The 13,849-nt window shown below is 62.0% G+C and carries 10 protein-coding genes; 9 read left to right on the top strand and 1 reads right to left on the bottom strand.

The window, feature by feature from the left end; all coding sequences use genetic code 11:
• Position 1 precedes the first annotated feature (1 nt).
• Genes AYJ57_RS24960 through AYJ57_RS24930 form a run of 7 tightly spaced genes read left to right on the top strand, consistent with a single transcriptional unit; the run spans position 2 to position 9,426 of the window.
• Complete coding sequence (locus AYJ57_RS24960) at positions 2-1,480, top strand: MBOAT family O-acyltransferase (protein WP_066112306.1); 1,479 nt, start codon at positions 2-4, stop codon at positions 1,478-1,480.
• A 10-nt stretch (positions 1,481-1,490) separates the two neighbouring features.
• Positions 1,491-2,756, top strand: a complete 1,266-nt coding sequence (locus AYJ57_RS24955; protein ID WP_083191547.1) for an alginate O-acetyltransferase AlgX-related protein — start codon at positions 1,491-1,493, stop codon at positions 2,754-2,756.
• Positions 2,746-3,564 (top strand): hypothetical protein, encoded by an 819-nt coding sequence (locus tag AYJ57_RS24950; protein WP_157374401.1) that lies wholly within the window; start codon positions 2,746-2,748, stop codon positions 3,562-3,564. The genes AYJ57_RS24955 and AYJ57_RS24950 overlap by 11 nt, the downstream gene beginning before the upstream one ends.
• A complete protein-coding gene (locus tag AYJ57_RS24945) occupies positions 3,561-4,928 on the top strand; it encodes an alginate O-acetyltransferase AlgX-related protein (RefSeq protein WP_083191546.1) in 1,368 nt (455 codons plus the stop codon). Before AYJ57_RS24950 ends, AYJ57_RS24945 begins: the two co-directional genes overlap by 4 nt.
• Before the next feature lie 2 nt (positions 4,929-4,930).
• Entirely contained in the window at positions 4,931-5,575 is a 645-nt protein-coding gene (locus AYJ57_RS24940) for a hypothetical protein (protein ID WP_066112293.1), read from the top strand.
• 18 nt (positions 5,576-5,593) lie between these two features.
• Entirely contained in the window at positions 5,594-8,320 is a 2,727-nt protein-coding gene (locus AYJ57_RS24935; protein ID WP_066112289.1) for a tetratricopeptide repeat protein, read from the top strand.
• Complete coding sequence (locus AYJ57_RS24930) at positions 8,317-9,426, top strand: alginate lyase family protein (RefSeq protein WP_066112286.1); 1,110 nt, start codon at positions 8,317-8,319, stop codon at positions 9,424-9,426. The genes AYJ57_RS24935 and AYJ57_RS24930 overlap by 4 nt, the downstream gene beginning before the upstream one ends.
• A gap of 61 nt (positions 9,427-9,487) precedes the next feature.
• Here AYJ57_RS24930 and AYJ57_RS24925 read toward each other — a convergent pair whose 3' ends face one another.
• On the bottom strand, positions 9,488-10,510 hold the full coding sequence (locus tag AYJ57_RS24925; RefSeq protein ID WP_066112283.1) for an IS30 family transposase: 1,023 nt from the start codon (positions 10,508-10,510) through the stop codon (positions 9,488-9,490).
• A gap of 389 nt (positions 10,511-10,899) precedes the next feature.
• Between AYJ57_RS24925 and AYJ57_RS24920 the strand changes: the two genes are divergently transcribed.
• Together AYJ57_RS24920 and AYJ57_RS24915 are read left to right on the top strand one after the other, a co-directional pair.
• A complete protein-coding gene (locus tag AYJ57_RS24920; protein ID WP_193789576.1) occupies positions 10,900-11,850 on the top strand; it encodes a TAXI family TRAP transporter solute-binding subunit in 951 nt (316 codons plus the stop codon).
• Complete coding sequence (locus tag AYJ57_RS24915) at positions 11,850-13,832, top strand: TRAP transporter permease (RefSeq protein ID WP_083191544.1); 1,983 nt, start codon at positions 11,850-11,852, stop codon at positions 13,830-13,832. The genes AYJ57_RS24920 and AYJ57_RS24915 overlap by 1 nt, the downstream gene beginning before the upstream one ends.
• Positions 13,833-13,849 lie beyond the last annotated feature (17 nt).

The raw sequence follows: 13,849 nt of genomic DNA, 5'->3' as shown, positions 1-13,849 counted from the left end.
AATGGTCTTCGCTTCCGAAACCTTCCTCTTCCTCTTTCTGCCCCTGTTCTTGGGGGCCTATTACCTGACCCCGTCCAAGGGCCGTAACCTGACGATCCTTCTGGGCAGCTATGCCTTCTATGGCTGGTGGCGCATCGATTTCCTGTTCCTGCTGATCGCCACCACCGTTTTCACATGGATCTGCGGTCGCATGATCGACAAGCGCCGGGAAGAGGGTCGGGCAAAGCCTTGGCTGGTGCTGGGGCTGGTCGGAAACCTCGGTGTGCTGGGCATCTTCAAATACCTTGGCTTCTTCATGGACAGCCTGACCGGAGCGTTCGGAACGACGCCGGATCAGATCGGCTTTCACTGGCAGATCATCCTGCCGATCGGTGTGAGCTTTTACGTCTTTCAGTCGATTTCCTACCTCGTCGACGTGTGGCGCGAAGACGCTCCGGCGGATACCGGCCTGATCGACTTCGCGGCCTTCATCGCGCTGTTCCCGCAGCTGATCGCCGGCCCCATCCTGCGCTTCAAAGATCTCGCCGACCAATTCCGCGACCGTCGCCATACAACCGAGATGTTCACCGATGGCATGGCGCGTTTCGTGATCGGCCTGTCCAAGAAGGTGCTTTTGGCGGATGCCGTGGCTCCGCTTGCAGACTTGGCCTTCAACAACCCCGATCCGGCCTCGCCCCTCGCTTGGCTCGGAGCCGTGGCCTATATGCTGCAGCTTTATTTCGACTTCTCGGGCTATTCCGACATGGCGATCGGCCTCGGAATGATGATGGGCTTCCGCTTCACCGAGAACTTCGCGACGCCCTATATCTCACGTTCGATCACCGAGTTCTGGCGCCGTTGGCACATCTCTCTGTCGGTCTGGCTGCGCGACTATCTCTATATTCCGCTCGGCGGCAACCGCCACGGCATCGCGCGCACCTACTTCAATCTGTGGATCGTGATGGTGCTGGGTGGCATGTGGCACGGCGCAAACTGGACCTTTGTGATCTGGGGCGTGTGGCACGGGACTTGGCTGGCCCTCGAACGCGCCCGGTTCGTTCCGCGCGGTGATGGCCCCCTGTCCTTGGCGCGGACCCTTCTGGTGGTGCTGATCGGCTGGGTGTTCTTCCGAGCCGCAGACATGGGGCAAGCCCTCGATGTGCTGGCGGGCATGATTGGGATGCACGGCATGGTGATGCCCTTCGACATCGCGGTGCAGATCCGCTCCGAACAGCTGATCTTCCTTTGTGTCGCCCTTGTGATCGCGGCTTTCGAACCGAAACTAAACCTCTGGGTCCGCTCGGTCTGGGCGAACGCGCCGGGCGGCACGATGGGCGGTGGCACCCCCACGGTCTCCGGATCGGGAGGCGCGGCGACGGTTGCCTCGACCAATACGCTTGGGGCGGTTCTGTCCAGCTTCGTGATCGCACTTCTGCTGGTCGCCTGCGTCCTGCGCATCGCCGAGGCCTCCTCCACCCCCTTCCTCTACTTCCAGTTCTGAGGCGAGACCAATGATCGTAACGATAGCACGCATGGCCATACCCGCAGCCCTCGTCGCCTACTCGGCGTGGAGTGCCGCGCAGGCGCTCCCAGACGTCGGGTCGCGCATCGAGCAGGCGCATTGGACAGCCAAATCTTGGCTCGATGGGGAAGCGACCGCCGCCATCGACTCGACGTGGAGCGATACGTTGCCGCACCGAGATTTTGCCTCCGGAATTGTCGGGGCTGGCCGCTGGCTGGCCTTGGGCGAGGGCAAGGAAGGTGTCGTGCCCGGCCGTGATGGCTGGCTGTTCACCGCTGAAGAGGCCCGGTCCATGCCCGAGCCGCTGTCTGCAAGCCTCGCCCGGATTGCGGTGCTGAAGGATACGCTGAACGAAATGGGCGTCGCTCTGACGATCGTCCCATTGGCGGGCAAGGCTGACATTTACCGAGACGAGACCGGCAATCTGCCGATGGCGGACGACCTGAAAGCCCGGTACGACGACGTGCTGGCCTCGCTGCGCGCGATGGGGATCGACACTGTCGACAGCCGGACCGCGCTTGTGCACGAAGCCAAGGTCGAGCAGGTCTTCTATGCGTCCGACACCCATTGGACGCGTGAAGGTGCGGCCGCCGTGGCGCGCGCGATCGCCGCTGATCTTCCCCAAGGCGAGACTGAATTCACACCGGTCGAAACCGAAACGATCGCGTTTCATGGTGACCTGACCAAGTTCATCACCACCGCCGACTACGCCGACGCGGTCGGACTTCGCGAGGAAACGGCACATCTGTTCAAGGCCGAGGCCGCTGGGGGTGCCGATGGGGCGGATATCTTCGGCTCCGGAGACGATCTTTTTGCGGCGGCTGCGATGCCGACGGTGCTGGTTGGGACTTCCTATTCGGCGAACCCGGACTGGTCGTTTCAGGAAAGCCTGAAGATCGCCCTGCAGAGCGACATCGTGAACTACGCGCAAGAGGGCCGCGGGCCGGTCAAACCCTTCCTCAAGATGCTGGCAGACCCCGCATTCCGCGACACGCCTCCGAAGACGGTCATCTGGGAAATTCCGGTCCGCTACTTGTCCGATCCCACGATCTGGGAGCCGGAAGAGGCGCAAAAGGATCAGCCGATCCTTGCGGGCGGCATGCTGACCGATGACTTGGCCCGGATCGAAGCAGACGTGCCGGTGACCTTGGAAGCGAACGGCATTTTGCAGGCCGCATCGCTGGAGAGCGAACGTCTGACAGGCCATTTGGCCGCGCTCAATCTGAACAACAAAGGAGAAACCCATGTCGACTGAGACAATCCCGAACCACCGGACCGTCGCGGCATGGTCCTCCTTTCCCGAACACACCCGGTCTACTTTTCGGAGAAATCCGATCGGTCTTCGCTCAAGGTCGGGTGTGGTGCTTCTCCTCGTTGGTTTGGGCTTCGGCCTGATGGTCAGCCCGGCCAGCGGGGAGAGCATTTCATCACCCTTCGGTGTGAACGCGACACGCGAACTGCCGACCTATCGGTTGCAGCAAACCCGCCGCGACATGCTTGCGGATCGGAACGTCAGCTACGGCCGGCTGCGCGCCCTTGCCGATGCGGGGGATGGTCTGGCCGCATGGGCGATTGGTCAGAAGCTCGAGGCCATGAACCGGCCTGATCTGGCCTCCGACGTTGCGCATTACTACGCCACGGCAGTGATCAGCGGACGCCTCTTCGCGACCCCTCGGCTTGTCGACGCACTTGATGCGGGTCTCGAGGCCGACGCGTTCACCAACCAGCCGACGCGTTTGCGCAGCATCGGAAACGCGCTCGAATTTGCGGCCACAAACGGAGAGGCCGTAGCGGCGGCGCGCCTTGCACGCGCATGGCAAGAGGGCGACGTCTTTGGGACCGCCGATGCCGAGAAGAGCGAGCGCTACGCTCGCATGGCGGCAGCAGCCGGGCAAAACGATGCCATCGAACTGATCGTGCGCCAGAAAATCGCGGCGCGCGACGTCGAGGGCACCAAAGAAGCCATCAATCTCGCAGGGTCGGTGAACGACCTTGGCATGGTTGCACTGGGACAAAACCTGCTTCGCCAGATGCAGTCTGATCAGGAAGAGGAAAGCGAATGACTTTCACACGTCGCGCCAATCTACCGGTTTTCGCTATGTTCGCCCTTGGCCTGTGCGGCGCCGGTTCGGTGTCTGCTGCGCAAGAGTCCAGCTTTGGCTGCGCCGGATTGGAGCAATCCAATCTCGTGCGTGCTGAAGAAGGCAAGGACGGCGTGTTCTACCGTGTCGCCACCGATCTGACGATGGGACAAATCATCAACTCCCGCGCGGCAAGTGCCGTGGCCCGTATCGCCCGCGCATTGGAAGAGCAGGGGACGACTCTGATTTTCGCCCCGGTGCCGACGAAAGGGCAGGCCATGCCCCAAGATCTCCCGTCCAATTTCGTGACGACGGGATATGATGTCAAAAAGGCCCGCGCCGAATATGCGCTGTCGATCGAGAACCTGCGTCAGAGCGGTGTGGTCACGGCCGACCTCCTGACCCGGATGCTGGATACATTCGATCCGGCGGAGGTTGCCAAATACGGAACGGACCAAACGCCCTTGTTCTTCCGCTCGGACTATCACTGGACGTCCGAAGGCGCGCGCCGCGCAGCACGGGCCGTCGCCGACCAGATCGTCGCGCAGCCGGGCTATGGTGATCTCACCCCGACCAGCTATCAAACACGGCAGGTCGGCGAGCTCGAAGGCTTTTCCAACATGCGCCGGGCAATGCAGCGTCGGTGCCGCGAACCCCTGCCCGAAGTGGAGACCATGGGGTTTGAAACCAACGCGGACACCACGCCCGCGCAGGACGACACCGGCCCGCTGGACATCTTTGCGGATGCCGAGGAGCAAAGTCAGGTCGTGCTGCTTGGAACGTCTTTTTCCGATAACCCGACCAACAACTTCGCGGGTTGGATCTCGCAGTATTCGGGCCTTGAGGTGCTGAACTATGCAGTGACGGGTGGCGGGCAGTACGGTGCCTTGATCTCTTATCTGACGTCGCAGGACTATCTTGAGCAGCGCCCCCGCTTCATCGTCTGGGAAAACCCGATCTACACCGACCTTCTGCAGTTTGGTACGGGCCCGATCGAAGAGCTGACGGCAGCCGCTGCTGCGGCCTGCTCCGATCCCCTCAAAGTCACCACCACCGGTGAAACTCTCGAAGCAGATCTCGGCGGTGAAAAGTTCGATACCGACGACGCGATCTTGGCGCGCTTTGGGTCGGAGGGTCCGCGGAATGCGGAATTCACGCTGGTGACTACAGATGGCGTGTCTCGACGCTACTTCTCAAATCGTGACGACCGCCTGCGGGCGACCGGCAATTTCTGGCTGGGGCTTGGGCCCTACGTCGATCTTCCGATCGAGACCATCAAGGTTGCTTTTGATCGGCCCATTTCAACCGGTGCAAGCCTGAGCCTTTGCCCCAACTTTGGAGAATGAAGATGAGCGACTTCACCTCGACCAAAATTAGTACTGTTGTTTTTTCCATTGCCATGACCATGTTCGGTCAGGTCGCGGTGGCTCAAGACTCTCAACTGTATGACAATGTGGCAAACCCCGATGCAGGTTACCTGCGGGTCGTTGCCGTGAGGGACGCATCCGCGATCATCGCCGGTGAAAACTTCTCGGATCTGGGAAGCGGAGTTTCTCCATATGTGACGATCGACGAGCCGGGCACGGTCGACGTGTCCGCAGCGGGCGTCGATGGAACCGCCGATATCGGCAAAGGCAGCTGGAATAGCTGGCTGGTCACCGCAGACGGCGAGGGCGTGCTGGTGACCGATCCGTTGGGTCACAGCCCCGCTCAGGCTGATCTCACGTTCTACAACATCTCGGACAAGCCGTCCGTCGATCTTTACGTGCCGGCGGCCAAGCGGGTCGCCTTGGAAGGCGTCGAAGAAGGCAGCGGCGACTGGGTTGCTCTGAAGGCCCCGCTGTCGCTGGATTTCGAGGCCCGTAGCGGGGACGAGACACTCGCCTCGGCGTCCGCCGTGGCCTTGGCACGCCGCGAAGGCACCACTTTGGTGTTCAGCGGGAAGAACGGCAATTACGAGCTGGTGGCGCTGAAAGCGTCGCAGGCCAACTGAGCCTAGGGAGGACGATCCATGATCAATACCCCGATACGTATCACGCCGCTTCTGAATAGCGCGCGCTCTGCTCTTTTGGCAGGTACATTTCTGGCGATCGCCGCCCCGGCGGTGGCTGCAACACCGGCGAAGGTCGATTTCGAGCCGCCGCAGATCGACGCGCAGCCCGTGTGTGAAATCCGGGCTCCCGACAGCGAGATCACGGCCCGTTGGGAAGGCTGGAATGGGCAGTCACTCGCAGGCATGGACTCGACGCTCGTTCGCCGAGACATGCGCCGTCTTATGGCGATTGACCCGGTGCAATGGCTGCCAGTGGGTGAAAAGGTTGTCGCGCTTTTGCCGACGATCGACGCGACCTACGATGCCGACAAGCGCCTGATGGAAACCATCGAAATGCGCCTCGAAGCGGGCAAGGCATCAGAGGTGCGTGCTGATGGTCTGATCGAAAAGGCTCTTGCCTCGACCGCCGCCGAACAACCGCAGAACCAACGTCGTCTGGGCGAATGGCTCATGCAGGGCAAGGGTGTCGCGCCCGACAGGGATCGCGGGCTGGAGTTGATCGTGACCGCCGCGCGCGGAGGCGACGCCAACAGCTTGCTGAGCATCGCGAGTTTCCAACAACGCGGCATCGCTGTACCGAATTGGAATGTCGAGCCGAAGATGACGGTTATGATGGGCTTTGCTTCGCAAGTCGGACGGCTCGACAAGACGATCTGCGACCGTGTCGTGAATATTGCGCGCGCCTATCGGAACGGCGAAATCGTGCAAGTGGACAATCAATTGTCCGAACGCTGGTTCCGTTTTGCCGCAGACCTCGGCAGCCCCGACGCCGCATGGAGCGTAGCGGAGATGCATCTGCGCTCGGAAGAGATCGCCAAGAACAATGACGTGATGCTGCACTACCTCGGCATTGCTGCGACCGGGGGCGATCCCAAAGTGCTCATTCAGCTCGGACGCCTCTATGAAGAGGGCGCATTGGTCGAGCGCGACCTAGGGGAAGCCGAAGATCTCTATCAGCGTGCGGCGGCCTCGGGCGATCGTACGGCAATGGGCCGGCTCGCCCTATTTCTCGACGGTCTTCGTCAAGCGAACCCGGCGCGCACCGATGACTACGACAAGGCGCTCACCGCTCTGCTGGACCTAGAGGATGCGCCGGGCTGGGCCTACTCCAAAGCCGCCGATCGCGTCCTTACGCGTGAGGGCCGCTGGGCGGGCGAAAAGACGGCGATGGACTACTATGCCAAGGGCGTGGCTCTCGGCGATCCCGAAGCCATCCGCCAACGCGCGCTGCTCAACATCGGTCTTGGTGACACCGGGTCCTTTTACGCAGGCATTGACGATCTGATTTTCTCTGTGGAGCAAATTGGGCGGTCGGGTCCAGTGAATGACCTGATCCAAGCCAATCTGTGCAAGGCGCCGGACGCGCCTCTGGTGGATCGCGTCGCATATTGGCAGTCTATCGCTGGCGCAGAAACCCAAGCGCCGGAGCCGACGCTGAAGGAAATGATCGCGCAGGTCAAAGACGGCGCTGCACCGACCTTGCCTTATCACACCATGAGCAAGGTCCTCGATCACGCGCAGGCCGTCCTGCCGCTGGATGCCTCTGCGAGCGACTTGATCGCTCTGGCGTCGAACCAAAACATCTCTGCCGAAGAGCAAACCTATTGGTCCTTGATCGCCGATCGCGCCGAAACCGTGTCGCCCTCGGACGGCAAAGGATGGGTCGATGCGCTTGGCAGCAACTTGGCCCTTCGCTTCGTGGACCGGTTCCCGCAGGGCAAGGATGCCGAAGCGATTGCGCTGCAACTGGCACAGCAGGGTTACGGTCGGGCCATGGTGCTGCTGACAAAAATCGCGCCCGAGTCCTATCCCGATGAGGCAACACTGGCCAAAACCTTCGCCCCGGTGATCGATGCACGGGGGGATTTCGAAGCAAGTCTTCTGGCGTTGCGGAATTCGGATGGCGCCTCCGAAAGCGAAAAAGCCAAGCTCATCCGGCATGCGCGCGCGGCCACCACCTGCACTTTCAGCGAAGGTATGCAGATGGCCGAGGCGCTTGCAGAACAGGGCTCGGCGGACCAGTTCTCGCAATGGGTGCGGATCTCGAAGGATCTGGTGAAAACCGAAAGCGCGTGGTCGCACACGAACCTCGGTGATCTCATCATGGCGCATACTGCGATGCTCAACGAAGGCGCGGCTGATGAGGCCCGCAACCTCTGGCAGGCCGGATATGAAAAAGGTGACCGCCCTGCGGTCTTCCGCCTGATGTCTGCGGTGGAAGAGCCCGATACTCCCGGCTACGATCCCGAGAAGGCTGTCGAATATTATGTGGCCTTGACCGAACGTTCTGACCCCGAGCAACTGCCTTCCGTCTTGGACAAGCTTGCGGATGCACAAGACGACGTCCGGCAGAAAGTCGAGACGCAGGTCGACACCAGCGCTCTGTGGCTGGCTGCTGCAAATGCCGGGTCCTCGGAAGCCATGCTGCATCACGCGCGTGAACTGCGTGCGTCTGCCAGCACTCAAGCCGACATCAACGAAAGCGGCGAGTGGCTGCGCCGCGCCGCCGACGCAGGCAGCGACGCTGCAATGGTCGATCTTGCACGCAGTCTGGCTTTCGGGATCGGCGCGTCTCCCGACCCTGAGGCGGCGCGCACGTGGCTGCAGAAAGCTGCCGCTTTGGGCAATCAAGACGCCGTATCAATGATGAACTCCATGCAAATCGCGGAGGTACCGACACAATGAAAGGAACTGCACTCACAACGCTGGCGGTTCTGACTGCTCTCACGCCGATGAACCCCGCGTTTGCGCAGCAGGATGATCAGGCTCCCGGCATTGATCCGGTCCAACTCTCCGTCACGGACACGACCGATGCCGAGGCTCCGGAAGAAACCGCAGAGGCTGATGACGAGTCGGATTGTATGGAGCCGGTCGAACCTGTCGTGTCGCTGAGCTATGGCAGCCGCTACACCGAAGACAGCGAGACCCGCTCCGATTTCGATGAAGAAGCGAATGCCGCCGTAAATGCAGCGCTCGAACCCGTGGATGACTTCATTTCGGACCTGACGCGCGAAAGCAATCGCGCGTTGACCCGATCGGGCGACCGTGGCGTCGCGGCGGCTGAATGCCTCTACGAACGCCTCACGCCTTGGGCCGAAGCCAATGCACTGTCGGACTTGGGCACGATGAACGCGAATATCTCTGCCCCCAGCCGTTTGGGCGGGATCGCTTTCGCGTACAGCAATGCGCTGACAGTGTCCGAGCCGACCGAGGACCAGAAAACCGTTATTGAAGGCTGGCTCGAAGACCGAGCAAAAGCCACCATGGCGTATTTCGACGAAGAAGCGCCGCCTCGTGCCTCGCGGAATAATCTTCGGCAGTGGGCTGCGATGGGGGTCACGCGGATCGGCCTGACCACTGGCGACGAGAGCTTGGTCGAATGGGGCCGTGAAACCGTCGAATATACCGCCTGCATGGTGGAAGACGACGGGGCGCTGCCCTTGGAGATGGAGCGTGGCGATCTTGCTCTGCACTACCAGATGCACGCCGTTCAGGCCTTGGTGGTCACCGCTGCCTTGCTTGCCGAGGATGACCCCACGATCTTCGACACCTGCGATGATGCCATCGTGCGTGCGGTCGACTATACGCTGGACGGTTTTGAAAACCCGGAACGGATCGAAGCGCGGACCGGTCGCGAACAAAAGATCGACGACGCTCCAGAGAACTTCGAACTGGCTTGGGCGGTCGCCTATCTTCGGTACCGCAGTGATCCGGAGCTGGAGAAGCAAATCGCAGATATCGACAATCTGTCGAATTCCAAGCTCGGAGGGGACCAACGTCTGATCTGGTAACCGCGAGGCGTAGCAAGCAGCCGGTTGTGGGGTGTGTGCGCTACTTGAAGCGCGACTCCCATTACCTGCGACGGTAAGGGCACCTGCCGATTTCCTCCATCATCTTTTCGCGGAAGACTTCGGCCGGGGTCCTCCATCCGAGGCATTTGCGGGGCGTGTTGTTGAGCTGGTCGCAGAGTTTCTTCAACTCGAGCTCTGTCATGGCAGCGACGTCACGCTGCCTTGGAAGCCAGCGGCGGAGCCGCCGGTTGGTGTTCAGGGCAGTGCCTTTCTGCCAGGGCGAGGAGGGGTCGCAGAACCACGTTTGGGTTCCGAGCTGGGCCTGCAGGTGCGGCCACGACACGAACTCCGTGCCGCGGTCGAAGGTGATGGACCTGCGACCCGCCACAGGCAGATCCCGCACCGCCTTCACGATCTTGGTCATGACCGGTTTCGTGCGCCTGTTCGCGTTCTTCAGCAGTACGGTGAAGTGGCTGACGCGTTCGACAAGAGAGGTGACATTGGTCTGGCCAAGCGATTGTTTGAACAGCATCAAATCTCCCTCCCAATGGCCGAATTCCCTGCGGTGTGCGACGTCGTCCGGGCGGAACAGGATACTGACACCACGGTCGAATTTTGGCGCGCGGCGCTTGCGGGCTCGGCGCGGACGGCGAGCCCTGCGGTGCTCGGGCAGGTACCACCAGAGCTCCTGCGCCATACCTTCCTTCGAGTAGATGTACCGGTAGATCGTCTCCTGGCAGACCCGGAGCGTCGCACCTTCGTGGATCAAGCGGTTGCCGATCTGCTCGGGGGTCCAGCCGTTCTTGATGCGCTCAACGACCTGATTTCGAAGCTGCGGATGCCGGATCAGCTTGCGCTGGCGGGCGCGCCGATCGGTGGCCTGCCGATGCGCAGCGGCGCCATAGTAGCCATCATAGCCCGGCAGGCACTCATCGCTGAACCAGTTCCGCTTGATTTCGCGGTAAATGGTGGCTTTCGAGCGCCGCAGCACGCGGGCCATCTCCCGGACAGGGACCTTTGCCAGCTTCCAGCGTTCGATCTGGACACGTTCCTTGACGCTCAGTTGCGCGTAAACCGCTCCCATGGCAGACTCTCTCCATTAGATAACCATCTGTTTTCTAATGGGAGTCGCACTTGAGGGTAGCGCGCACCGGTCACACTTAAGGGCGCGTGTAAGGGAAATTATGTGTATTTATTTAAACATCGGCGGGAGGGGGTGGTCGCCCCGTCGGTCAGGCCAAATTCGCGTATCTGCCTAAGAAGCGATAGAACATGGCTGCCTTGCACCGGGCGAAGGCCAAGAGCCTGTCAAAATAATTGAGTATTAACATATTGTTATGATATGACATAAGCATTATCTTATGTATAAATGAAAATTGCCTATTTGACTTTATGTCACCCATCTCGTTTCCAGTTAAGGAAATCGCGCCCCTCCCAAACCAAGTCGCGATGACCTCCAACAAGGAAACCTACATGATTATGACCCCCTCCCGCCTCCTGTCCAGCCTGTGCCTCACCGCCGCGATCGCCTCGGGCGCTAGTGCCCAGACGGCTCCCGAAACGCTGACCATCAAGGGCGGCTCGCAGGGCGGCTCGTGGTATACGATCTCGGCGGCGATGACCCAGATCTTCGCCAGCGAAGGCGTTACCGCGAACGCGGAACTGGGCAACGGGTTGTCCAACGTTATGGTCATCGGCCAAGGCGAGGCCGATGTGGCGATCACCTTCGCTTCGGTGCCGCCCGCCGCCGCCAAAGGCGTCGATCCCTTCCCCGCGCCCATGGACAATATCCGCGCCATCGCCATGCTGAGCCCCTCGGCCATGCAGCTGATCGTGTCGGAAGACAGCGGCATCGACAGCTATGCGGACATCGCCGGTAAGTCGATCGCCACCTCGACCGTCGGCTCCTCCACCGAGGACCTCTTCGCCCTGACCCGCGGCGCGCTTGGCCTGTCCGACGACGACCTCACCCTGTCGCGCGGCAACGTCAACTTTGACATCGACGCGGTCAAGGACCGCTCGGCGGACGGGCTTTTCGTGCTGACCGCAGCGCCCACCGGCTCGTTCATCGACCTCTTCTCGAGCAACGACGTGAAACTGGTGCCGGTCGACGAAGCGCTTGCCACCAAGCTCAATGAAGCAAACGCAGGCTATGTGGCGTCGGTGATCCCGGCGGGCACATACGAAGGTCAGGACGAAGACGTGGCCTCGGTATCGACCTCGACCATGATTGTGGTCAACGCCGATATGCCTGAGGAAGACGCCTATTTCATCGCCAAGACCCTCGTCGAGCATATCGCTGACCTTCAGGCCTCGCATAACTCGCTGGCGTCGATCACCCCCGAGACCATGGGCAGCTTTTCCGGTGCCGAGCCGCACCCGGGCGCGCTGCGCTATTTCACCGAAGCGGGCCTGATCAACTGATGACCGACGCATCCGTCGAAACGCTGCCCCTAGGGGCGGCAGGCGAGGCTCCGCATGGAGCCTCTGCCAGTTCTACGCCCAATTCTGGGCAAAGCGTGCTGTCGCGCTTCCGCGACGCGGGCTTCGTTGCCAAGATCGCCATGCTGGTGGCGATCACCATGTCGGTGTTCCACCTCTGGGCGGGCGCACGCGGGCAACCGATCTCGGAAATTTTCCGCCCGGCGCACCTCGGCCTTGCGCTGATGGTGCTGTTCCTCGGCTCCCCGTCGAAGCCGCTGTTCGGCAGTCTCCGGGCCGGGCAGATCTGCAACGCCATCGCCCTCGCGCTGACGATCTTTGGCTGCGGCTATCTGATGCTCGACGCCGAAGCGGTGCAGGCGCGCATCCCCTATTTCTCGCCGCCCACCACCCTGCAGCAGCTCGCGGGATGGGGCCTTGTGCTCGCCCTGCTCGAAGCCTCGCGGCGGGTGCTGGGCGCGGCACCGGTGGTCGTGGTGGTGGCGTTCATCGCCTATGCCTTTTGGGGCAACCATCTGCCCTACCCGTTCTGGCACAAGGGCTTTACCCCCGAGCGCGTGCTTGAAAGCGCCTATCTGACGCAGGAAGGCATCTGGGGCACGCCCATCGGCGTCTCCGCCGGATATATCTTCCTCTTCGTGCTGTTCGGCTGCTTCCTCAACGCCTCTGGCGCGGGGGCGTTCTTTACCGATTTCGCCCGGGCGCTGACCGGCCGCGCCATGGGCGGGCCCGCCAAGGTTGCCGTGGTGTCCAGCGCCTTCATGGGCATGCTTTCGGGCAGCCCTGCCGCCAACGCCGCCACCACCGGTGCCTTCACCATCCCGGCCATGCGCAAGGCGGGCTACAAGGGTGAGTTTGCCGCCGCGGTCGAGGCTGTCGCCTCCTCGGGCGGGCAGATCACCCCGCCGATCCTCGGGGCCGCTGCATTCATCATGGCCGAATTCATCGGCGTGCCCTATGTGTCGATCATCCTCGTGTCGATCATACCCGCGCTGCTTTATTTCTTCGCGGTCTATGTGGTCGTCGATCTCGAGGCACGCCGACTGCAGCTGCGCCCGGGTGCCGAAGACGTGCCGCCGTTGATGCGCATTCTCGCGCAGCGCGGGTATCTCTTCATCTCGATCGGGGTGATGATCTGGGTGCTGGTCGAGGGCTTTACCCCCGCCCGCGCGGCGGTCTGGGCGATTGCCTCGCTGGCGGGCATGGTGCTGATACTGGATGGCGCGAACCGGCGCCGGTTCCTCGACGTTTGCCTCGAGGCGATGATCGAGGCGCCGCGGATGATCGGATCGGTCGCCGTGGCCTGCGCTTTGGGTGGCATTCTCGTCGGCGTCATCAGCCAGACCGGCCTTGGCCTGCGGATGAGCACCATCGTGCTGACGCTGGCCGGGGACAGCACCCTTCTGCTGCTGGCGCTGACCATGGTCATGGCCATTGTGCTGGGTATGGGCATGCCGACCTCGGGGGCCTATGTGATCTTGGCCGCGCTGCTAGCACCAGCGTTGGTCAAAGCGGGCATCCCGCTGATCGCGGCGCATCTGTTCATCCTCTACTGCGCGGGGATCTCGACGATCACGCCTCCCGTGGCCATCGCCGCCTATGCGGCGGCGGCGGTGGCTGGCACGAGTCCTTGGACGACATCGACAATGGCGTTCCGTCTGGGCATCTCGAGCTTCATCATCCCGTTCATGTTCGTTTACGGACCGCCGCTTCTGGGCGATGGCACGCCGCTGCAGGTGGCGCTGTCGCTGGCGACGGCGCTGCTGGGGATCGGCGCGATCTCGGCTTCGGTCGTAGGCTGGCTGCGCCGCCCGCTGCCTGCGCTGGTGCGCGCTCTGGCCGTGGCCGGCGGGCTTGCGCTGGTCTTTCCGGGCTGGACGACCGACCTCACTGGAGCGCTCTGCCTGCTGATCCTTGCAGGCTACGTCCTGCGCGCTCCAAAGGCCGCGCCCGCCCACGGCTAACACACCTGTGCGCCGCG

The organism is Salipiger sp. CCB-MM3 (genome assembly GCF_001687105.1).
Classification (GTDB): Bacteria; Pseudomonadota; Alphaproteobacteria; order Rhodobacterales; family Rhodobacteraceae; genus Salipiger.
The sequence above is the reverse complement of the archived record's forward strand: the minus strand, read 5'-3'. Positions and strand labels throughout refer to the sequence as shown.

Coding starts and splice junctions, on each gene's coding strand:
- AYJ57_RS24960 (WP_066112306.1), top strand. CDS start 2: ATGGTCTTCGCTTCCGAAACCTTCCTCTTCCTCTTTCTGCCCCTGTTC.
- AYJ57_RS24955 (WP_083191547.1), top strand. CDS start 1,491: ATGATCGTAACGATAGCACGCATGGCCATACCCGCAGCCCTCGTCGCC.
- AYJ57_RS24950 (WP_157374401.1), top strand. CDS start 2,746: ATGTCGACTGAGACAATCCCGAACCACCGGACCGTCGCGGCATGGTCC.
- AYJ57_RS24945 (WP_083191546.1), top strand. CDS start 3,561: ATGACTTTCACACGTCGCGCCAATCTACCGGTTTTCGCTATGTTCGCC.
- AYJ57_RS24940 (WP_066112293.1), top strand. CDS start 4,931: ATGAGCGACTTCACCTCGACCAAAATTAGTACTGTTGTTTTTTCCATT.
- AYJ57_RS24935 (WP_066112289.1), top strand. CDS start 5,594: ATGATCAATACCCCGATACGTATCACGCCGCTTCTGAATAGCGCGCGC.
- AYJ57_RS24930 (WP_066112286.1), top strand. CDS start 8,317: ATGAAAGGAACTGCACTCACAACGCTGGCGGTTCTGACTGCTCTCACG.
- AYJ57_RS24925 (WP_066112283.1), bottom strand. CDS start 10,510: ATGGGAGCGGTTTACGCGCAACTGAGCGTCAAGGAACGTGTCCAGATC.
- AYJ57_RS24920 (WP_193789576.1), top strand. CDS start 10,900: ATGATTATGACCCCCTCCCGCCTCCTGTCCAGCCTGTGCCTCACCGCC.
- AYJ57_RS24915 (WP_083191544.1), top strand. CDS start 11,850: ATGACCGACGCATCCGTCGAAACGCTGCCCCTAGGGGCGGCAGGCGAG.